17 protein-coding genes are annotated in these 22,098 nt (G+C 35.9%); 12 read left to right on the top strand and 5 right to left on the bottom strand.

Going from position 1 to position 22,098, the window contains the following annotated elements; genetic code table 11:
• The first annotated feature begins 342 nt into the window (after positions 1–342).
• From licT to ptsP, 4 genes are all read left to right on the top strand, one after another.
• Positions 343–1,176: a BglG family transcription antiterminator LicT gene (gene licT / locus RBU59_RS21270; protein ID WP_308144480.1), complete on the top strand. Its 834-nt coding sequence runs from the start codon at positions 343–345 to the stop codon at positions 1,174–1,176.
• A 141-nt stretch (positions 1,177–1,317) separates the two neighbouring features.
• Positions 1,318–3,480 carry a PTS transporter subunit IIABC gene (locus tag RBU59_RS21275; protein ID WP_308144481.1) on the top strand — a complete coding sequence of 721 codons (2,163 nt, stop codon included), beginning with the start codon at positions 1,318–1,320 and terminating at the stop codon, positions 3,478–3,480.
• Positions 3,481–3,510: 30 nt separating this feature from the next.
• Positions 3,511–3,768, top strand: coding sequence for an HPr family phosphocarrier protein (locus tag RBU59_RS21280; RefSeq protein WP_308144482.1), 258 nt, complete (start codon positions 3,511–3,513; stop codon positions 3,766–3,768).
• An 89-nt stretch (positions 3,769–3,857) separates the two neighbouring features.
• A complete protein-coding gene (gene ptsP, locus RBU59_RS21285; RefSeq protein WP_308144483.1) occupies positions 3,858–5,504 on the top strand; it encodes a phosphoenolpyruvate--protein phosphotransferase in 1,647 nt (548 codons plus the stop codon).
• Between the two features lie 67 nt (positions 5,505–5,571).
• On the opposite strand, the gene RBU59_RS21290 is transcribed toward ptsP, so the two are convergent.
• On the bottom strand, positions 5,572–6,582 hold the full coding sequence (locus RBU59_RS21290) for a hypothetical protein (protein WP_308144484.1): 1,011 nt from the start codon (positions 6,580–6,582) through the stop codon (positions 5,572–5,574).
• A gap of 218 nt (positions 6,583–6,800) precedes the next feature.
• Between RBU59_RS21290 and RBU59_RS21295 the strand changes: the two genes are divergently transcribed.
• Entirely contained in the window at positions 6,801–7,232 is a 432-nt protein-coding gene (locus RBU59_RS21295) for a hypothetical protein (RefSeq protein WP_308144485.1), read from the top strand.
• Between the two features lie 104 nt (positions 7,233–7,336).
• Here RBU59_RS21295 and RBU59_RS21300 read toward each other — a convergent pair whose 3' ends face one another.
• The 4 genes from RBU59_RS21300 to RBU59_RS21315 all read right to left on the bottom strand — a co-directional run bounded on the left by RBU59_RS21300 (position 7,337) and on the right by RBU59_RS21315 (position 10,692).
• A complete protein-coding gene (locus tag RBU59_RS21300) occupies positions 7,337–8,509 on the bottom strand; it encodes an iron-containing alcohol dehydrogenase (RefSeq protein ID WP_308144486.1) in 1,173 nt (390 codons plus the stop codon).
• A 231-nt stretch (positions 8,510–8,740) separates the two neighbouring features.
• Entirely contained in the window at positions 8,741–9,586 is an 846-nt protein-coding gene (locus RBU59_RS21305; RefSeq protein ID WP_308144487.1) for an SAM-dependent methyltransferase, read from the bottom strand.
• Complete coding sequence (locus RBU59_RS21310; protein WP_308144488.1) at positions 9,579–10,037, bottom strand: hypothetical protein; 459 nt, start codon at positions 10,035–10,037, stop codon at positions 9,579–9,581. The genes RBU59_RS21305 and RBU59_RS21310 overlap by 8 nt, the downstream gene beginning before the upstream one ends.
• Positions 10,015–10,692 (bottom strand): TetR/AcrR family transcriptional regulator, encoded by a 678-nt coding sequence (locus RBU59_RS21315; RefSeq protein ID WP_308144489.1) that lies wholly within the window; start codon positions 10,690–10,692, stop codon positions 10,015–10,017. Before RBU59_RS21315 ends, RBU59_RS21310 begins: the two co-directional genes overlap by 23 nt.
• A gap of 552 nt (positions 10,693–11,244) precedes the next feature.
• Here RBU59_RS21315 and RBU59_RS21320 point away from each other — a divergent pair.
• The 7 genes from RBU59_RS21320 to RBU59_RS21350 all read left to right on the top strand — a co-directional run bounded on the left by RBU59_RS21320 (position 11,245) and on the right by RBU59_RS21350 (position 22,084).
• Complete coding sequence (locus RBU59_RS21320; RefSeq protein ID WP_308144490.1) at positions 11,245–13,476, top strand: HelD family protein; 2,232 nt, start codon at positions 11,245–11,247, stop codon at positions 13,474–13,476.
• 422 nt (positions 13,477–13,898) lie between these two features.
• Complete coding sequence (locus RBU59_RS21325; protein WP_308144491.1) at positions 13,899–15,314, top strand: alpha-L-fucosidase; 1,416 nt, start codon at positions 13,899–13,901, stop codon at positions 15,312–15,314.
• A gap of 196 nt (positions 15,315–15,510) precedes the next feature.
• Complete coding sequence (locus tag RBU59_RS21330) at positions 15,511–15,933, top strand: helix-turn-helix transcriptional regulator (protein WP_308144492.1); 423 nt, start codon at positions 15,511–15,513, stop codon at positions 15,931–15,933.
• Positions 15,934–16,124: 191 nt separating this feature from the next.
• Positions 16,125–16,922 carry a helix-turn-helix domain-containing protein gene (locus RBU59_RS21335; protein WP_308144493.1) on the top strand — a complete coding sequence of 266 codons (798 nt, stop codon included), beginning with the start codon at positions 16,125–16,127 and terminating at the stop codon, positions 16,920–16,922.
• Positions 16,923–17,423: 501 nt separating this feature from the next.
• A complete protein-coding gene (locus RBU59_RS21340; RefSeq protein WP_308148620.1) occupies positions 17,424–17,792 on the top strand; it encodes an aminoglycoside 6-adenylyltransferase in 369 nt (122 codons plus the stop codon).
• A 1,287-nt stretch (positions 17,793–19,079) separates the two neighbouring features.
• Positions 19,080–21,092, top strand: coding sequence for a right-handed parallel beta-helix repeat-containing protein (locus RBU59_RS21345; RefSeq protein ID WP_308144494.1), 2,013 nt, complete (start codon positions 19,080–19,082; stop codon positions 21,090–21,092).
• A 71-nt stretch (positions 21,093–21,163) separates the two neighbouring features.
• On the top strand, positions 21,164–22,084 hold the full coding sequence (locus RBU59_RS21350; RefSeq protein WP_308144495.1) for an ABC transporter permease subunit: 921 nt from the start codon (positions 21,164–21,166) through the stop codon (positions 22,082–22,084).
• Positions 22,085–22,098 lie beyond the last annotated feature (14 nt).

Here is a 22,098-nt window from a genome sequence, read left to right on the forward strand (position 1 = left end):
TTATTTCTGTTAACGTAGTAATCTTTCTTTTCAGTATTATAGTCCCACAGGAAGATAATGTCAACTTGAGTGGATACAATTAGTAGTTGACATTATAATTGTATAATGTTAAAATCGCATTTGAAAGTTAATGGATAGGATTGTGACTGTGCACACAGGCAAGACCGACTTAGTAATAACATAATATTACGGGTTAGGTCTTTTTTAATGTATAGAAATGATCAAGTAAAAAGAAAATATCCTTTGGAGAATATTTTTTGGATGATTGTCACTGAAGTGTCGGCCCCGAGACACCAGAGCCTGGCAATCAGACTCGTTTCTGGATGAAGGTGAGGACTAAGAATGTATAAGATATCGAAAATAATAAATAACAATTTTGTATGTTCTGTTAATGAGAAAGGTGAAGAGATTATTCTCAGGGGTCCTGGCATTGGCTTTCAAAAGAAAAGTAATGATCTTGCAGAAGAAAGTAAAATTGAAAAGATCTATAGCATGTCATCGAAATCCATGCTGAATAAACTGCAGAGTTTGGTAGATAATATACCATTAGAGCACATTCAGGTCTGTACGGAAATTATTGAGGATATTAAATTGCATTTGAATAAAAAGTTAAATGATAATATTTATATAACCTTAACAGACCACTTAAGTTTTGCAATTGAGAGGCAGCGCTTAAAACTGGAGTATAAGAATGCTCTTTTATGGGAAATCAAAAAGTTTTACCAAACTGAATATCAGGCGGGTTTGCGTGCATTAGTTATTATTAAAGAAAGACTTGGTGTGGATCTTTTAGAAGACGAAGCCGGTTTTATAGCTCTTCATATCGTAAATGCGGAATTAGATACCAATATCAGTGATATGATGAATATAACAACTTTGATTCAGGATATTTTAGAGCTGACAAAAAGTTATTACAAAATTGAACTGGATGAAGAATCTTTGCATTATGAAAGATTTATTACCCATTTGAAATATTTCGGACAACGGTTGTTTCAAAATAAAACGGTTAAGGACGATGACTTTCAGCTGCAGAAAATGATTAAAACAAGTTATAGTAAGGACTATCAATGTGCAGAAATCATCAATAATTACATTAAAGAAAAATTTCACCGGGAACTTACAGGGGAAGAAATGATGTTTTTAACAATACATTTGAAGAGAATTACCATGGAATAAAGATGGATTGTGACTGGTTATGCAGGCAAGACCTAATTAGGAATAATTGGGTCTTTTTTTAATTTATAAGAAAGTTCGCACGTCAGCACAAGAGCCTGAAAGCCAGACTCTTTATTAATTAACAATTTGGAGGAAGCACTAATGAAAGACAAACTGTTTGGAGTTTTACAACGTGTCGGCAGATCCTTTATGCTGCCAATTGCTATTTTACCTATAGCTGGTTTATTTTTAGGTATTGGCGGATCCTTTACCAATGAAACCATGTTAGAAACCTATAATTTATTAAATTTATTAGGTCCCGGTACCTTTGCTTATGCAATACTCACTGTGTTAAAAGCAGCCGGTTCCATCGTATTTGATAATCTGCCTGTCATATTTGCCATTGGGGTTGCAATCGGTATGGCTAAAAAAGAAAAAGAAGTTGCAGCCTTAGCAGGTGCGATTGCTTTCTTTATCATGCATGCCTCCATTGGTGCCATGATAGAAATTAATGGCGGAACTGATGCCATGTTAGCAGGTTCCACTGCTTCCGTATTAGGTATAACCTCCCTGCAGATGGGTGTTTTCGGCGGTATTATTGTCGGACTAGGGGTTGCCGCATTACACAATCGTTTTTACAAAATTGAACTTCCACAAGTATTGTCCTTCTTTGGCGGTACCAGATTTGTACCTATTATTTCGGCAATTGTTTACTTAGGTGTTGGAATTTTAATGTTTTATATATGGCCAACTGTTCAGGCAGGTATTTATTCCGTGGGTAATTTAGTTCGTAATTCCGGTTATGCAGGTACTATGTTATACGGAGTTATGGAAAGAGCATTAATACCTTTTGGTTTACATCATGTGTTCTACCTGCCCTTCTGGCAGACAGCAGTAGGCGGCACAGCAACCGTGGGCGGACAGGTAATCGAGGGAGCCCAGAATATTTTCTTTGCAGAATTAGGAGCAAAAGATATCGTACATTTTAATGTAGAAGCTACCAGATTTATGTCCGGAAAGTTCCCTTTTATGATTTTTGGTTTACCCGGGGCAGCGCTTGCCATGTATCACTGTGCTAAGGACAGCAAGAAAAAAGTTGTCGGCGGATTACTAATTTCCGCAGCATTAACTTCAGTTTTAACCGGTATCACGGAACCCATTGAGTTTACTTTCCTATTTGTTGCTCCGATTCTTTACGTGATACACTGTGTTTTTGCCGGTGCGGCATATATGTTTATGCATATGCTTAATGTAGGTGTAGGTATGACATTCTCCGGTGGTTTTATTGATATGTTTCTGTTTGGAATCTTACAAGGCAATTCAAAAACAAACTGGATTAATATCGTTTTAGTGGGTATTGTATATTTTATTGTTTATTATTACTTATTTAGATTTTTAATCTTAAAATTTAATTTTAAAACTCCGGGCCGGGAAGACGATGACCAGGAAACGAAATTATATACAAGAGCTGATGTAAATGCAGCTAAGGAAAATAATGCAAAGGATAAAACATCCGAAAGAGATGAAGTATCCGCTTTAATCGTCCGCGGCCTTGGCGGAAGTGATAATATCAGTGATGTCGATTGTTGTGCAACAAGATTACGTATTACCGTAAATAATTCGAATATAATTAAAGAAGAAGATCTAAAGAACAGCGGTGCTGCCGGTGTAATTAAAAAAGGGAATGGAATTCAGGTTATTTACGGACCCAGGGTTACGGTAATTAAGTCAAATCTGGAAGATTATCTGAGTTTTGGAGGCGATGGCTTAGAGCCTGGAGAGGAAACATCTGACCGAAAAGAAACTCTGTCCCGGAATGAGATAAAAGATAAGGTTGATGTTGCAGGGGAAAATGAAAAGAGAGTAGAAAAAGAGATTACTATTTTTTCACCGGTGGAGGGTAAAGCCGTTTCGTTGGAAAAAGTAGGTGACGGCGTATTTTCCAGCGGTATGTTGGGGAATGGGATTGCGATTGAACCGACAAAAGGAAGAGCTGTGGCACCGATTGAGGGTACTGTCTCTACTGTCTTTGAGACGAAACATGCAATTGGTATCACATCGGATCTGGGAGTGGAAGTTCTGATTCATGTTGGCCTTGATACAGTACAGCTAAACGGCAGACATTACACAACTCATGTAAAAACAGGAGATCAGGTTAAAACTGGTGACTTATTGGTAGAATTTGATATAGAAAATATTAAATTAGATGGGTATCCGGTTATTACACCGGTTATTATTACCAATACAACGGATTATAAGCAGGTAAAGGGTATTATAAACGGTGACGTAAAAGAAAAAGACCCGATAATAAGAATTACTAAATAAATTATTAAGGTAGAAAAGGAGATTGGAAAAATGAAAGAATTCAGCTATACAATAAAAGACGAACTTGGTATACACGCAAGACCTGCGGGAATGTTAGTAAAAGAAGCAGGTAAATTTACCTCAAACATAAGTATTACAAAAGAAGATAAATCTGCAGACATTAAAAGATTATTTGCACTGATGGGTTTGGGAGTTAAAAATGGAGATACGGTAACTGTTAAAATAGATGGCGATGACGAAGAAGCTGCATATGATTCTCTGAAACATTTTTTTGAAGCCAGTCTATAGGATTCGAATCTCTATAGGTATTGCAAATAACATGTCCTGTTAATAATATACCGTACATTTAATAAGCCTTTAAAGTAAGGAGGAGCTGTATGTATGTTTTAAAAGGTAAAAGTGTATTTGGCGGAATTGCTATCGGCAAAATAGCTTTTTATATAAAATCAAAAGAGAAAATCAAACGTTATAAGGTAGATGAACCGGAAGAAGAAGCAGTACGTTTTGAGAATGCGAGACAGACTGCATTAGTGCAATTAGAGGAACTTTATAAAAAGGCACTGGCAGAAGTGGGAGAAGCGAATGCTGCCATAATTTTGGTTCATCAGATGATGATGGAAGACCTGGATTATCTGGATTCCATAAGAAATATCATTTTAAACCAGGGCGTAAATGCGGAATATGCAGTAGGTGTTACAGGAGATAACTTTTCCCAGATGTTTTCTACAATGGAAGATGAATACATGAAAGAACGCGCAGCCGATGTCCTGGATATTTCAAATCGCATCGTCAGAGTTCTTAATAAAGAAGATGGTAGATTTATATTGACGGAGCCCGTTATTATTGCTGCAGATGATTTAGCACCCAGTGAAACCATACAGCTGGATAAAAATATGGTATTATCTTTTATAACCAGACAAGGCTCCACCAATTCCCACACAGCTATATTAGCCCGAACCATGAATATTCCTGCTGTTATTGGAATCGGTGAGGAGTTAAAAGAAGAATACGACGGTAAGTATGCAATTATTGATGGATTTACAGGATCAATTTATATAGAACCGGAAGAAAACGTCTTAAAAGAAATGGAAGTTAAGAAAAAGCAGGAAGAAGAGAAAAAGGTCCTTTTACAGAAATTAAGGGGTCAGGAGAATGTTACGATTGACGGTAAAAAAATAAATATCTATGCGAATATCGGCAATTCCACGGATATCGGGGCAGTCCTTAAAAATGACGCAGGAGGAATTGGATTGTTCCGCAGTGAATTTTTATATCTGGAAAAAGACACCTTTCCTACGGAAGAAGAGCAGTTTGCTATCTATAAATATGCAGCCGAGAGTATGGCAGGTAAAAAAGTCATTATCCGTACTCTGGATATTGGCGCTGATAAACAGGCAGGATATTTTGATCTGCCCCTGGAAGAAAACCCGGCTTTAGGATATCGTGCCATCCGTATCTGCCTTACCGAAAAGGATATCTTTAAAACTCAGTTAAGAGCCCTTTACCGAGCATCTGCATTTGGTAATATAGCAATCATGTTTCCCATGATTACTTCATTAGAAGAGGTAAAAGAAATTAAAGAAATTATAATGGAGGTAAAAACGGAACTATCTGAAACAGGAATAGATTTTAATAATAATCTGGAACTGGGTATTATGATAGAAACTCCTGCAGCCGTTATGATTAGTGATATGCTTGCTAAAGAAGTGGATTTCTTTAGTATCGGAACCAATGATCTGACTCAGTATACATTGGCAATTGACCGGCAAAACCCTAAATTAGATAAATTCTATAATCCTCATCATACTGCTATACTTCGTATGATTCAGTTAACCGCTGATAATGCCCATAAAAATGGTAAGTGGATTGGTATCTGCGGCGAATTAGCGGGAGATTTATCTTTAACGGAAACATTTTTAAAGATGGGAATCGATGAATTATCTGTCTCTCCGGGTTTAGTATTAGGACTTCGAAATAAAGTAAGAGAATCAGATTTAAGTAAAATTAAAAAAAATATTAATTAAATTTCACATACTGATATAAATACATTAGCTAATATGAACCGTCTCTGTTAACGTAAGACAGTTCATATTAGTTATGTCTTTTTTTATCATCCAGGCAAGGCTGCGGGGAAATGGAGCTTAAGGTATCTAATTTGGCATAAAGTATATGCTCCAACTGTGTGACATTCATTATGGTTTTGTTAATGGATTTATTGACTTCCAGCATATCGCAGATGTTGTCAGCCATCTGATTCGTCTTTTGAATTTTTTCACCTAATCCATTAAGTATATGAGACAGAGCAGTTTCAACCAGAGCAATGGATTCGATTAGATCACTGATACTTTGTTCTCTCGCTTTAGGGTCGTTAAATGTATTGGGATATTTGTAATTGCAGCCGTTTAATTCGATACAGCAGGAATTCAAATTGTATTGCAGCAGGTGTGGATAGCAGTTATTTTTAGTTGCTAAAACAAAAACAGTTATTTCTTTTTTGTCTTTATTGTTTTCAGGATAAAAAATAATATCTTCAATCCGGTATACTTTCGGCAAAGTAAATAATTCAATCAGTTCATCATTATCTGAGAACAGAGCAATGTTTGGTTCATTCCCTGTGTATAAGGAAACAATATAATAGGGGGCTATGGATAAAGCGGCAGTGTAATATCCTTTATGAGTAGACGAAAGAAGTTTCGTATCTCCGTTTTTCTGTATTTCTAGAATAGAATCCCTATAGGTTACCAGGAGTGAATTCTTATTGCAATGAAAGGATAAGCCGGATATTTTACCCAATATGCGGTTACATTTATTTATCCGTATACGATCTATTTCCTTCATATCGGTATCAAGTTTGTATAAAAAAATATTTACATTAGTAACAGAAGCCCAAAAGCAATTTTCAATAGTATCATAACAGATACAGCTGTATTGTTTATTTACCTTTATAACACCCATTTGTCTTAAAGACGTATCAAATTTAGTTATGCTCAAATTTTGGGGCATAGTCAGATAAAAGAAGCAGCCATCAAAGGCACCTCCTTTATAGAGCATATAGGAATCGGTTGGAAGTGGAAATAAACGAAGCGGTTCTGATATGTTCATTCAAATCCCTCCATTTCTACAATATTCGATAAATATATATTAATATATGCAGTATTATATAGATTAGAAACTCGAAAAAATACTTAAAAAGAAATAATGGGATAAAATAAATTAGATTACGTCGATTTAGATTAACATATGAATAAATTTTACATAAGATATATAGACATATAATTTATATGTTTCGGAAAAGATTACTGGAAATAGGGGTGATAGTTATGAGTATGCCTTTCATAATACCGGGATTCGGTACTAGAGAACGGGCAATCACAGACATAATAGAATCTACCGCATTACAGAAAACTGCCCTGGCTCATATTCTGAATGCTGAGGGGGAGAAAATACAGGCAGCTATCATAAGACCGGGTGTTACAGTAGATAAGTTACTTGATGTAAATGATTCAGTACAGGCAATGATATACGGAATTACCAGACTGGAATTAATATTGGAAGCTAAATTGGCTATCTTGTCGGATCTATCCCTTATTGATACAGCTTTGCCGCCTATACCCGCACCTTTAGTGCCTTTAGTACCGGCACAGGTTAACAGTACCGATAGTGACGATAAATCCAATAGTAACAATAATTCTGCGAGTAATGATAGTAATAATGATAATATCACAGCCAATAGCAGTACCAGTAACCGTTAAGATATGATGATAATATCATGTAGATCAGCTATCTATCCAGAAATAGTATAGTAACCGGATTGGCTTAGTTTTGCAACCAGGCCAATCCGGTTAAAAAGTTAAAATTAAAAGTTTACTTCTGTTCCATAATAAGTACAGGTCAATAATTTTTCCATTTCTTCAGGTGTTATTGGTCTTGGGTTGGAACCGGTGCATGCATCACTGATGGCAAGCTCAGCGATGGTTTTAATCTTTTCTAAGAATTCATCTTCTTTAATTCCGAATTCTTTTAAAGTTTTCGGGATATTTAATTTAACATTATATTCATCTATTTTATCACAAAGTGCTTTTACACATTCGACATCTGTTCCGGTTACTCCAAGAGCTCTGGCAATGTCAGCATAACGTTTTTCTGCGTTTTTTGCGTTAAATTTAATTACATAAGGAAGGTAGATAGCGTTAGCACATCCATGAGGAATATGTCCGGTTGAAAAAGCAGCACCGGTTTTGTGTGCCATGGAATGTACAATACCTAATAATGCGTTTGAGAAAGCCTGTCCAGCCATACATTGTGCATAATGCATCTGTTCTCTTGCATTTTTGTCTCCTTTATAGGAAGCCGGCAGATATTCAAATACCATCTGTATTGCTTTTACTGCTAGAGGATCGGTAAAAGGACTGTTAAGGGTAGATACATAAGCTTCAACAGCATGAGTTAAGGCATCCATACCGGTATGTGCAGTTAAAGTAGCAGGCATGGTTTCCGCTAATGAAGGATCAACAATTGCAATATCCGGTGTGATATTAAAATCTGCTAACGGATACTTAATACCTTTCGCATAATCTGTAATTACAGCAAATGCAGTTACTTCGGTTGCTGTTCCTGAAGTAGAAGGAATTGCAATAAACTGAGCTTTTTGTCTTAAGGTTGGAAATGAAAACGGTTGAATAATCTCTTCAAAGGTAGTATCAGGATATTCATAAAATACCCACATAGCTTTTGCTGCGTCAATAGGAGATCCGCCGCCCATAGCAATAATCCAGTCCGGTTCAAATTCTCTCATGGCTGCGGCACCTCTCATAACCGTTTCAACAGAAGGATCTGGTTCAACATTTTCAAAAAGCTTGGTTTCAATTCCAGCTTCTGTTAAATAATTAACCACTTTATCTACAAAACCAAACTTCTTCATAGAACCGCCGCCTAAAATAAGGATAGCTTTCTTACCCTTAATATTCTTGAGTTGTTCCAGTGCGCCGTTGCCATAATACATATCTCTTGGTAATGTGTATCTCATCATAATATATTCCTCCATGTCATGAAATGTGTTTATTAACTTCAAAATGGATTATAACATTGTTAATAAATTAACACAATAATGATTTTGTGTCATTCATATATAAAATAATATATGGCATTTTACCCCACGCCCCAAACCCTTATCCATAAAAACAAATATGAATAAGGGCGGGGCGTTGCCATTGGAATATGGAATAGCAGGCACGGAAGGCTATTCTCTGATAAAAATAAATTACTTTATTTGGGCAGTAACCAGATTCATGATTGATTTTACTTCTCCGAATCTTTTCCCGTTGGACATTGTTAAGTAACGATTACACATCATTTCAGAATCTAATTTTTCAATTGCGGAATAGCCAAAATTGTGTAAGTAAGTATCACACTCCCCGGCATTAAGGCCAAATTTAATGGCTTCAGCATTTAAACCAGTATCTATAAGAGCAGTATTATTATCTTTATGTTGATAATCAAAACTAAGAATGCTTCCGGATAAGGAATGCTGTTTTAATAAACTTAGCATAAAATTTACCGTTTCCGGAGTTAAATAAAAAGTTACCCCTTCCCATATATATAAGGTTTGAAGCGAACAGTGATATCCTGCATCGTAGAGCTTTTGGAACCATTCGTCTTGTTCAAAATCCGCGGTAACGTATCGGACATTCGGATGGATTTCTATTGTATTGTCACTAAGTATTTGGCGTTTCATATTCTGTGTAGCCCATGTGTCTAATTCGTAAATTTTAGAATTCTTAATCTGATTTGCAAATCGACATGCCCTACTGTCATAACCGGCGCCTAATAAAACAATCTGAGGTATTTCCAAATTTAAATACTGTGAAAATAATTCATCAAAATATTTGGTGCGGGCAATCACGTATTCGTATAAACCTTCGGGAACTGCTTTTTTAATAACAGATCTGATTTCATTTATTTTTAATGATTTTCTTTTTTCATCTGGTAAAAAAAGTTCCGCCATGTAATCATCCCCATGAATCAGGGGGTCCTCTTCATAACATGCCAATGCTCGCAGGGAAGCAATCAGCATTGCCGTTTGTGAGATGTTATTCTTACTATCCATGTAAAACACCATTCTTTATTATTTGTTTAATCCAATTATTAACCAGTGCCTGCCCGGTGGGCGTTCGCCAATCCTTTTCAATATCTGCATGGCATTGCTGACCAAGTCCTTTTCGGAGATGATGACAGAAAAGGCATTCAAGCGGTTCAAAACCTGTTCCGTGCAGTTCACATAAACCATGATTCAGGAAATTGCAACCATTGTAAGCATATTCCTGTAAAGCATAATTATGTTCACATCCTCTGAAAGCGGGAGATAGTACACCAAAAGTCAGATCAGGTGAAATTTCCAGCATCATGCGGTTTCCGTAGCCTGCTTTGATTGCCTGTGCTGCTTCCTCAACAGTCCACCAGCCCGGACGAATACAATAGGATGTGCATATTTCACAACTGCACGGCTCAGACGGTGGATATTTTTCTTTTAAAGACTTATATTTCTTCTTTCTTTTCATGGTGCTCACCAATATCATTTTTCATCAGTCCGCAAAAGAATTTAAGCGTTTTTATCATATATCCCACTACAGAATGTATATCTGCAAGTCCGTACTGTGCCATAATGTATTCTTTTGTCAGAACAATTGAAATATAGTTGTACTGTTCCGCTATGGTACGCGCGTCAACGGGTTTCACCATTTTTCGTTCAATCATTTTATTGATAAGGCGCTCATAATAATTGGCAGGTTCATTTACTACATATTTATAATACATTTCGGCGGCACGCGGGTTTCGAAACTTTTCATATTGTATTATCATTGCAGTGTTTGAGAGAGTACCGCATACGCTTTTCCCTACGTGAAAAAGAATGCTTTTAAATACCTCTTCCGGTTCCATGATCATAAGCATTGTATCAAGCTCTTCATCAGAGGGTCTTGTTTCAGGAACAAATCTTATAAATTCATTAAAAAGTGTTTCAAGAATTTCGGATTTGCTTTTGAAATGATTATATAACGAGCTTTCTTTAATGCCTGCTTTCTCTGCAATTTCACGGACCGAAACACCGTCATAGCCATTTCGGGCAAACAAATCGGCAGCCGCGTCCAAAATCTGACGTGTTGTTTCCAAGCCTTTTTTTCGTTTTTGTACACCTTCATTTTTTATTTTATCCATTCTATCCATCTCCTTTCTTGATATTATACTATCATATACTAGTTTATACAATGATTTAATTATCGGTTAATAGTTTTTTGGGTCGGATATTACTAATTAATAAAATAAGGGTTGTCATTTGAATTAAATATACCAATGATAAGTCAACTAACAGTTTATCAAATGTATAAGTCGGGTATGCCCCGAAAGTGGATTCCATGTAATTTTCATTAATATAATCTAAAATAAAATTATTAATTTACATTTAAGTATTTGGAAAATATTGGTAGAAAGTAAATAATCCAGAAAGTGCTCAGGTTATCTGTATTATTCCATAGAAAGAAAAAAAGCCACCAAAATTTTCCGATCGAAACGGAAATTTTAAGGTAGACTTCATTATGCATCATAACATATTTTGAAATAAAAGTCTAGTACTTTTTTAAAAAATCCATTATTATGTTAAACATACGATAAGAGTAAGCAATTCTATCGCAAACCAAAGCGTTTGAGTTCTTGTCGCATATATTTTGAACTTAAACCATTAGTTCGCAAAAGACCTATAAGGAGGGTACCATGGAAGAATTAAAAATGGAAGATGACCATTACTTGTCGAAACAGGAAGAGCTAAGAAGTGAGTGGGAAAAAGAAGAAAAACATCTGTCAGGGTGTCTGGCGGTAATACAGAAAAATATTAATGAGAGCAGCCGAAAACTTTCAGAAATCAAGGCTGATACCAAAGAACTTTACGATAATTACCGTTCCGATAATCCGGAACTTCATAATGACCTGGTAATCGGACTTAGTATGCAATCCCAGATAGAGCGTACTCTGTATAAAAATCTGGTGGCGTTAAAAAAACCGTTTTTCGGAAGAATTGATTATGTGGAATATGGTGAGAATGTAAACCATCCTGTGGATAATAAGGAGCGGCCGAATTTCTCACTTTACATTGGAAAAAACGGTGTCAGCAAGACCAGTACGAAGATGATAGTTATTGATTGGAGGGCACCTGTTTCCAGTGTATATTATGACAGCGATATAGGGGAAAGCTCCTATCTATCGCCTTTTGGTGATCCCATCTATATAAGTCTTAATTTAAAGCGTACCTTTGAAATATCTGACAGTAAATTAGTGGATTTTTATGACACGGATGTAATCGCCAATGATGAATTCCTGACAAAATACCTGGGTAAAAATAAAGAAGTAGTACTTGGGGAAATCATAGCCACCATTCAGAAAGAGCAGAACGATATAATAAGAGATACACCCTGGCATAGCGTCATAGTACAGGGAGTAGCCGGCAGCGGAAAAACAACGGTTGCCATGCACCGCATATCCTATATTCTCTATAACTATAAAGATAGATTCCGTTCCGATGAATTTTATATCATCGGAAGCAATAAAATGCTTCTTAATTATATTACCGGAGTTCTACCTAATCTGGATGTATATAATATAAATCAAATGACGCTGGAAGAATTTTTAATACAATTACTGGATGCTGATTTCAACTTAAAAAAAGGCAAATATGTACTTGGCAACAGCTTTACAAAACTTAGCACCGTAAATCAGACAGAGAATGAGATAACCTTAAAACACCTGAAAGGTTCCATTAATTTTATAAAAGCATTGGAACATTATTTGGACCGGTACGAGTTAAAGATGTTGGCACCAAGATCCATCCTTTATCATGAAAAGGAGATCTATTCAAAGCAAGAGATTACTGATTTCCTTGCTATTTTCAGAGAGAAACCGCTGCAGGAAAAAATCGATTTACTCAATAAAAGGCTGATTAGTAAGATACGCCTGGTAAATGAAAAAGAGCAGCAGGAGAAAGAAGTAATAAGTATTGAGATTAAGAAACATAAAGATTATTTTGGGAAAAAACAGACTAAAATCAATCTAATGGATTTCTATAAAACTTTCCTGAATGATCTTATAGAAAACAAATCAGAATATAATAAATGTAATCTTGAGATTCCGGAGAATGAAATTATTAGACTTCTGATTTATAATCTGAATAATAGATCCATCGATTTGTATGATTTAGGTATGTTAACTTATATTAAAAAGAGGCTTAAAATTTCCAAGGATTTTGAGTTCGTAAGACATATAGTGGTGGATGAGGCACAGGACTTTGGAGTTTCCGTATTTTATATAATGAAACAGCTGTTTAAAGACTGTACTTATACCATTATGGGTGACATTACCCAGAATATACATTATGATACCGGCATGAATGACTGGGAAGCACTAAAGGAAGAAGTTTTTCAGCCTGAAAAAGATAAATTCTATGTTCTTGCCAAAAGTTACCGTAACACAGTGGAAATCTCAAATTATGCCAGTAAGGTATTAAAACACTGCTCCTTTAAAACCTATGATATCGAGCCGATTATCCGCCATGGTAAAGAAGTTTCGGTGTTAAGATTAAAGGATGAAAAAGAGATGTTTCATAATGCAATTAAGACCATTCATGATAATCTGGATGGTGGTTATACAACGATTGCCGTTATCTGCCGAACCATAGAAGAAACCAGGGAGGTATACGAGAAATTAAGTAAACATGTAGCAATCGAACCTCTTAAAGAAGATATGGAGGAAATGAATTTTACCAATGGTATTATGGTGCTTCCTATTCATATGACCAAAGGTCTGGAATTTGACTCGGTTATTCTATGGAACCCGGATGAAGAACGATATCAGGCCAGTGATGCCGATGCCAAACTGCTATATGTAGCCATTACCAGAGCGCTGCATGAGCTGTATATTGTATATATGGGAGATTTGGCGAAATTACTGCTTTAAATCAATAATAGCTTAAATAGCCAAATTTATTATAAAGATAATAATCAGAATATTTGAGATCAGATGGGAACCATTTCTGTCTGGTTTCTTTTTTATTTACAAGGAAAGTTCATGAACGTTCATAATAAATATAAAGTCCTACCGGGTAGGATGCACACCTTGCTGAAAGAAATTTATTCTTCGCCATCCGCTCGGGTGCGAAAGTGTCACAAGCTGACATTTTGTTCTAAAAGCAGGAAAATAACACATGGAACTTTTTTTAAAGAACAGATAAAAAGGTTCCATGGAACCTTTTAAATAAGAAAAAATAAAGAAAGCCTCTTTATAAATAGAATAGAATTCATTAAGATTACTATGTGAGACGGAGCATCGGAGTTTGGTTTTCGTTTACATTATGAAATTGGTATCAGGAGGGAGAGGGCATGAAAGAGATTGATAATCGTTTGGTACTAACCGTTCCAAGTGAAAGACAGTTAAACTACCAGGAACTGGAGTTCTACAGCTTTGTACATTTTACCGTAAATACCTTTACAGATAAGGAATGGGGGGACGGAACAGAGAATCCGGCTATTTTTAATCCAGAGAAGTTAGATGCAAAGCAGTGGGTAGATTCCATTAAAGCTGCCGGTATGAAAGGTCTTATTTTAACCTGTAAGCATCATGACGGATTTTGCTTATGGCCAAGTAAATATACGGAGCACACGGTGGCTGCAAGTCCGTATAAAGATGGCAGGGGAGATATTGTAAAGGAAGTATCCCAGGCCTGTCAGGATACCGGTATTGCATTTGGCGTTTATCTCTCACCGTGGGACAGAAACAATAAAACTTATGGACAGGGTAAAGAATATGATGATTTTTTTGTCCATCAGCTGGAAGAACTTTTAACGAATTACGGTGAGGTTTTTACAGTATGGTTTGATGGCGCCTGTGGCGAAGGACCAAATGGAAAGAAACAAATTTATAATTGGGACCGTTATTATGAAGTGATACGCTCTTTACAGCCAGGTGCCTGTATCTCCGTATGCGGACCAGATGTCCGCTGGTGCGGAAATGAAGCAGGTGATACGAGAACCTCCGAATGGAGTGTTGTTCCCAAAAGAGCCCGTGATACCGAAAAAATTGCGGAAAACAGTCAGCAGAAAGATGATGATTTTTTTAGGCAGCGTAAAATATCCGCACATGATTCGGATCTTGGAAGCCGTAGTATTCTGGAACAGGAAAAGGATTTAATCTGGTATCCGGCAGAAGTAAATACTTCAATTCGTCCGGGATGGTTTTACCATGAAAACGAGGATGATAAAGTAAAACCTTTATCAAAATTAATTCATATATATAATAATTCTGTTGGAGGAAACGCTACTTTTCTGTTAAATATCCCTCCGACAAAAGATGGATTGTTCTATGAGAATGATGTGAAAAGACTCTATGAAATCGGTTCTTATTTAAAAAAGGCGTATGGGAAGAATTTAATGGATAAAGCAGAGTTAAAAGCAGATTCCGACATGTCCGGTTTTGAGATAGAACATGTGAGAGCCGATCAATATGATACTTATTTCAGAACCAAAGACGGTGAAACGAATTGCACGATTCAACTAAAATGGGGTGAAAAGGTTCTGGTTAATCACATTGTTTTAAAAGAAAATATCCGTTTGAGCCAGCGGATTGAGAAGTTTATGGTGCAAGCTTTAATAGATGGTAATTTAAAAACGATATATGAAGGAACTATTGTCGGGCATAAAAAAATAATACCTATCGATAATATCAGCACATCAGAAATAATCATATATATACTGGATGCAAGGGTAGCACCGACCTTATCGTTTCTTGGTGTATATTAAAGCAGGGTTGGAAATCCTGTGACAGTATTTTGGACAGGAAAGAGAACTATATTTTACCAGGGTTAAAAATGGTTCCATGGAATTTTTCTTGCAGACAAAGCAGAAAGGGCCTCTTTTTTATTGGCTAAAAGTTGTTTATATTATTACTAACAAGAGAGCGCAGAACAGATTTTAATTGATATGGAGGAGATGTACGATGAACCGGTTCAATGGTTTAAAGAGAAGCTATCAAAAGAATAGAAGGTATGAACTTCATGAGCTTAGTATCCAGGATGAAGATTATATATCATTACAAAATCTGGTAATAATTGAAAAAGTGAAAGAATATATCAAGGAAAATTACAGGGATCCTCAATTATCATTAACTTCTGTAGGAGAAGAATTCTGTATTACGGAAGTATATCTGTCTAAACTGTTTAAGAAGGCTACAGGAGAGAACTTCTCCAAATATATTGAGGGTATGAGGATGAAATACGCAAAAGAATTAATGGATCAAAATAATAAAGTGGCGGATGTAGCAGATATGGCCGGATATAATTCGCCTCAAGTATTTCGTAGGGCATGGAAGCGCTATTATGGAGGAACGCCATCTGAAAATATAACTTGCCTAAATAGATAAGTAAGTTTAACGCGGGCATAGAGTACTAAACTATTTCAAATTATATGTAAATGTTACTTCAAACACTTGATGGATTATGATAGAATAAGATTAGTGAAATATTAATACAATAAAATTATATCATCAAATTCATTAAGAAGTGCATAATCGTTGAGACCTAAATAATAAAATATTAAACACGGAGGAAAACGATGATTCATATAGAATATATAGAGTATGATGCTACCCATTCGGAAGATTTTGTATTTGATATACCGGAAGGGCATGACTGCTGGCTGTTATTATTAACTCAGACACCTGCAATATTTTTAGTGGATGGAGATTACAGAGAATATCCCTCTAATTGTGCTGTACTATACAGACCAAAACAGAAGATTTATTACCGTGCCTGTGTTGAAAAATATGCAAATGACTGGATACGTTTTTATACAGATGAAACCTATGTTACCACAACACCGATTCGCTGCGGGGTTCCGTTTGTTTTACATGATCCGTCCTATTGTCACAAAATATACCAATTACTTGTAACAGAGCATGTCTTAAATAATAATTTTAAAGATATTACTATTGATAATTTGTTAAGAATACTGTTTACTAAACTGCTTGAGTCCTATAATTATAAGGCAGTATCCCCTTTATTTAACAATTTAAATGAATTAAAATTAGAGATATATCGCAATCCGAATAAGGAGTGGACGGTTTCTAGGATGGCGGATAAACTTAATATAAGTGTCGGTTATCTGGAAGATATTTATAAAAGCACTTATGGTGTTTCCTGTATGGACGATGTGATTAACAGCCGCATTAATTTAGCCAAAAAATATTTGGTTTATGATAATTATACGATAGCAGAGATAGTGACTTTATGCGGATACCGTAATATGGAACACTTTTTTCGCCAATTTAAGAAAATCACAGGATTAACACCGAATCAGTTTCGAAAAGGTACTTACCAATTATATAAAATGGAAGAAAGTCCGAACATATAAAATAAATTTTGATTTATTTTATATGGCAATAGGGAGACATATAACGAAAGGGCTGTCGCTTTAACGATTGAATAATCATGAAGCGGCAGCTTCCTTTTTCGCTAAAAATACTCTTTTTTTATCTATTTTACATTGATTCAGAAATAAATGCATTCCAGTCTTTCCATTTTGAATCTTATTATATAGTTACTGTTGCATAATCTACTGGTAGATATCTTGAAATTTCCCTTTCAACAATTTTTAAAAACTCTTCAAAATTACATTCTTTCATTTAAAATACCTCCTTTGAAATTTAAATTTTTAGGCATAAAAAAAGCTCCAACCTGAAAAGGCCAGAACTGCTTATAACCTATTAACAACTTGATCCTAAAAACATAATATAATGTAAGAATCGAATATAAAAAATAATGTGATTATATAATACTTGATTCAAAATGCAAGTTCTAATTAAGTATTGAAAATAACAGAAAAAAGCTATATTTAATTACTATTTATGTTATCCTGGCTCTTTACTTGGCGAAGCAGATATTACGGAATGATTTATGGCTCGTAAAAGTCCGAGATAGTAATATGAAAGAACTTTTGCTTCAGATGATAGAATGGCACGAAAAGGCAGTAAATGGAACCGAGTATGATACATGGCATGCAGGTCGTTTTTTATGTGAATGGGCGAGTGAAGAAACACTGGCAGAGTTACAGAACTCATTTGGCCATTTTGACAGCATTGATAGCTGGAAAGCTTTAATAGGTACAATCACTTTGTTTAAGCGCTTGTCTCATGATATATCCTTAAAGATGAATTTTAAATATCCATATGATTTGGAGAATAATGTATTTCATTGGATTAATCAAAATAATCTTACTATATAGAATATCATCAGGAATGGATACCCACATCTCATATACATTTATTTTCTAAATATTACCATATAATATCTCCAATTACTATCTAAAAAGGATAATCAGAATATAGTCCGGAAATGCTTGACAAATAACAGGTTTGCATAACTTCAAGTGAGAAATATATCATATCACTAAGGTCTCATATGCCGAATTTGAATCTTTTTTATCTCCTCAAGACATGTTGAGACGCTAATATTGATGACGAATAGTAGTTCAAAGGTTCAATAAAATGGTAGTCCTATATTAGGAGAGTGGTCTGCGATTATTTTGCTGGTTTACAGAATTTTTGCTACCGGCACAAGAAATAAAAGAGCCAAGGAGTTGATACATAAAAAATTTTTGATACGCTGGTATGCATTGGAGAAAAACAGCAGCAGATTTGTTATCAGCAAGATGCTATTCGGCTGCTTTTATTTTATATTTTCATTGAAAAGACGAATAAAAAATAGTTTTCATTTGAGGATAATAAACTTTAACTTTAAATAGTGTAGAATGGGGCTGTCGCTTTAATGATTGAAAAATCGTGAAGCGGCAGCTTCCTTTTTCGCTAAAAATACTCTTTTTGATCATCTTCTGAGATTATACATTCAAGATTTAGCGGAAGTTTTAATTGATACCCGTTTAGATGAAGTATAATTTTTATTTAATTTATTTGGTATTCGCATACTAATATTTTACCATAAATCCCTTACTTTTGAAGTTTGGGATTTATTTTATGCAGAGAAAAGGAGCTGTGCACTATATTGTTACCCAACCCGCGAGAGCCCGAAAGTGTCAGCATGCTGACCTTAATTCCAGGAAAAATCAAGGTGTATGTTTTGTGTAAATATGGCATTTTAAATTGCATGGATTTGTGGAAAATGCCAAAGTAATGTAAAATAGGGCGATATAAATCTTAAATATTCTACAATAATAACATGATTATCTATTGCGTAAATATAAGAAATGACAATATGTCATAATTGTCTGAAAATATGTCAATTATGTCTGCAAATAGTTCATATTAAGATGATTATATGTCATTGTTTCACAATAAGTATTATTTTATAATTAGTTTATTCAACATATTATATAAGAAATACACATGGTAATTCCTTATATCTTAAAAATACATATAAAAAATTGTTTTATAATATCGGTATAATAACAAAGCTGCACAGTGAGATCTTTTGTTGCAGAATAGAGATGGGAGTAGTCTCGCTAAGAACAAACGAGTCATTAGAAAAATATATTAATTGAAAGGAATGCCACATATTGATTCTTACACATTTTTTATTTGTGGCAGTTGTAATGGGTATTAAAATGAATCAGGATATAACTTTATGTTTACCCAACGGCAGTTCATTTAACTTGTGGGAAAAAGCACAGAAATATGATAGAGAAATTCATGTGAATGGAAATCATCCGGCTGCTGCTGATGTGAATGATGGAACTCTTGAACACCCATTAAAGACAATTAATGTGGCAGCTTCCCTGGCAAAACCCGGAACCCGGGTGTGGATTCATGGTGGGGTTTACCGGGAATGTGTTCATCCTGCCAGAGGCGGGAGCGGAATTGACAGAATGATTAGTTATGAGGCTTATGGAGATGGAGAAGTACTTATCAAAGCATCGTACCAGGCAAAACATTTTAAACAGAGTGAGGGTTGGAATCTAAATCGATTTTCAGCTGACTGGAAGAGTACACAAGTTAATGCAAGGATTTGGGAAGTTAAGCTGGATCCGGATGAGTTCCGGGGATATAACCCGTTTTGTGCCGTAAATATCCTTCATGACCGGTTATTTATAGAATATGATAAAACGGATATGACAACGTATCTCAACCGGCGCGGTATGGTGTTTTGTGATGGGAAACCTCTTTATCAGGTGGCTCTTTATAATCAGCTGGGAGACCATCCGGGTTCCTATTGGGTAGAAGCAAATGGTCAAACCGTTCATTTCAGATTGGAAGAGGATGAAGATCCTGCAGTACATAATATTGAATTAACCTGCAGAGAACAGTGTTTTGCCCCGGAAGTTCCGTTCTTATCTTATATTAAGGTAAAGGGGCTTACATGCGCCCATGCGGCAACGGGTGCGCCGGTACCGCAAAGGGGGGCGATATCCTGTTATCGCGGGCATCATTGGATTATTGAAGATTGTACAATAGACTGGGCTAACGGGGTAGGTATTGATATCGGCAATGAATGCTGGCATCATTCGTATATAGAAGACCAGATTATCGGATCTACCGTAATTCGGCGCTGTAAGATATTTAACGCAGGGGTATGCGGTATCGCTGGTCTGTTCGCGAAAGATTTATTAATTGAAGATAATCTGATACAGGGTACCGGGTGGCAGAAGATGGAGTTGTCCTGGGAGGCGGGAGGAATTAAAGTACATAACTGTACCGACAGCCTTATCCGACGCAACATATTTACGAAAACGATTCGTGCGGATCATTTATGGATGGATGTGGGCAATGAAAATAACCGTATTACCCAGAACCTATTCCTGGATGGAATGAACCAGAGGGAAGCTATTTTTATTGAATGCAGCCGGGATGGCGTTAATCTCATTGATAATAATATTTTCTGGAATATAGAGGGACGATTTGATTCGGCTGCAATACCGAAAGAACCCGGCTCCTCCGGCTGGTACAAGATGGAGGAAAATGGAGTAGTTAATGGATATGCTGTATATGGGGAGGGTACGGACCATATACACATTGTGAATAATTTTATCGGTAAATGCAAAAGTGCCGGTTATTATGCTAAAACAGTTGCTTTTCGTATTACCGGGGATAAAAGGGGAGGAACAAGCCGGGATACAAAGATCTGGAATAATATATTTTATGACTGTAAAGAGGCGGCTATAAAGATGCCAACCGAACATAATGAATCGGAAGGTAATTTATTCCTTAATATGCCAGGTGGTTATCTAAGAATTCTTTATCCGGCACCTGCGGTATGTCTGGATTTAAAGGCATGGCAGGAATTCTATGGTTTTGATATGGAAGGACAGGAGGGATATTTTGATATTAAGGTAGATACAGATAATTTTACGATGGAAATAGGTGAAATAAAAGGAGTTCCAAGGTTTTCACCCCGCGCTGTGGAAAAAGACAGGTATATACTCAAAACAGAAGAAATCGACAAAGTAAAAGTACGGTCAATGGCAGCAAATGATTTTTACGGCAGCACAGATACGGCAGAACTTCGGTTTCCGGGTCCGTTTCTTCGATTAACAGTAAACCGGGTGATATCCATAGATCCACGTAAATTATAAATTTTAGTTTACATAATTTCTATCCGCAGAAATGAGTAAGGGAATAAGTTATCACGAAAAGGAGAGACATGATGAAGCTATTTCAAAACAAAAAGAAATTAAGGTCGTATAAAGAGTTCCTTTATATTCTTCCATTTATAATGCTGATTGCGATTTTTGCTTATTATCCTCTTTATGGGTGGGTATATGCTTTCTTTGATTACAGGCCGCCGCAGCCAATGACCATGGATAATTTCGTGGGTTTAAAATGGTTTAAATCCCTGGTATCCAATCCGGTAAAAACAAAACAAATCATGAATGTTATTACTAACACATTGGTTATGAGCGGAATCACGGTCGGAACTTCCTGGCTTCCTATGATCTTTGCTGTATTTTTAAATGAAATAAAATGTGTACCATTTCGAAAAGTAGTTCAGACAGTAACTACGATTCCTAATTTTATTAGCTGGGTTTTAGTATATTCTGTTGCATTTAATATTTTTAACAATACGGGAGTGGTAAATCATGTTCTGGTTTCTATGGGAATATTAGAGAAACCGGTTCAATTCCTGCAGGCCTCGGATAATGTCTGGATCACCCAGTGGTTATGGCTTACCTGGAAAAATCTTGGCTGGGCGGCTATTATGTATATCGCCGCAATCACCGGTATTGATGAAGAAATGTTTGAAGCAGCAAAGGTGGATGGTGCCACCAGAATGCAAAGAATTCGATTTATCACCATACCCAGCATATTACCTACCTATTTTGTCTTATTAATGTTAGCAATTGCGAATTTTCTTTCGAACGGTATGGAGCAGTATTATGTGTTCCAAAATGCTTTTAACAAAGAACATATCCAGGTATTGGATCTATATGTATTTAATCTGGCCATGGGAAGCGGCAGCTATTCGGTTGCTACAGCATTAAGTATTTTAAAAAGTATAATTAGTTTAATCCTTCTTACCATGGCTAACGGTATCTCGAAACTGGTAAGAGGCGAAAGCTTTTTATAAAATAGGAGGACATA

The organism is Anaerocolumna sp. MB42-C2, assembly GCF_030913705.1.
Lineage (GTDB): Bacteria > Bacillota > Clostridia > Lachnospirales > Lachnospiraceae > Anaerocolumna.

Coding starts and splice junctions, on each gene's coding strand:
- RBU59_RS21300 (WP_308144486.1), bottom strand. CDS start 8,509: ATGATGAGATACACATTACCAAGAGATATGTATTATGGCAACGGCGCA.
- RBU59_RS21315 (WP_308144489.1), bottom strand. CDS start 10,692: ATGGATAAAATAAAAAATGAAGGTGTACAAAAACGAAAAAAAGGCTTG.
- RBU59_RS21290 (WP_308144484.1), bottom strand. CDS start 6,582: ATGAACATATCAGAACCGCTTCGTTTATTTCCACTTCCAACCGATTCC.
- RBU59_RS21330 (WP_308144492.1), top strand. CDS start 15,511: ATGAACCGGTTCAATGGTTTAAAGAGAAGCTATCAAAAGAATAGAAGG.
- licT (WP_308144480.1), top strand. CDS start 343: ATGTATAAGATATCGAAAATAATAAATAACAATTTTGTATGTTCTGTT.
- RBU59_RS21335 (WP_308144493.1), top strand. CDS start 16,125: ATGATTCATATAGAATATATAGAGTATGATGCTACCCATTCGGAAGAT.
- RBU59_RS21310 (WP_308144488.1), bottom strand. CDS start 10,037: ATGAAAAGAAAGAAGAAATATAAGTCTTTAAAAGAAAAATATCCACCG.
- ptsP (WP_308144483.1), top strand. CDS start 3,858: ATGTATGTTTTAAAAGGTAAAAGTGTATTTGGCGGAATTGCTATCGGC.
- RBU59_RS21305 (WP_308144487.1), bottom strand. CDS start 9,586: ATGGATAGTAAGAATAACATCTCACAAACGGCAATGCTGATTGCTTCC.
- RBU59_RS21325 (WP_308144491.1), top strand. CDS start 13,899: ATGAAAGAGATTGATAATCGTTTGGTACTAACCGTTCCAAGTGAAAGA.
- RBU59_RS21275 (WP_308144481.1), top strand. CDS start 1,318: ATGAAAGACAAACTGTTTGGAGTTTTACAACGTGTCGGCAGATCCTTT.
- RBU59_RS21350 (WP_308144495.1), top strand. CDS start 21,164: ATGAAGCTATTTCAAAACAAAAAGAAATTAAGGTCGTATAAAGAGTTC.
- RBU59_RS21280 (WP_308144482.1), top strand. CDS start 3,511: ATGAAAGAATTCAGCTATACAATAAAAGACGAACTTGGTATACACGCA.
- RBU59_RS21295 (WP_308144485.1), top strand. CDS start 6,801: ATGAGTATGCCTTTCATAATACCGGGATTCGGTACTAGAGAACGGGCA.
- RBU59_RS21320 (WP_308144490.1), top strand. CDS start 11,245: ATGGAAGAATTAAAAATGGAAGATGACCATTACTTGTCGAAACAGGAA.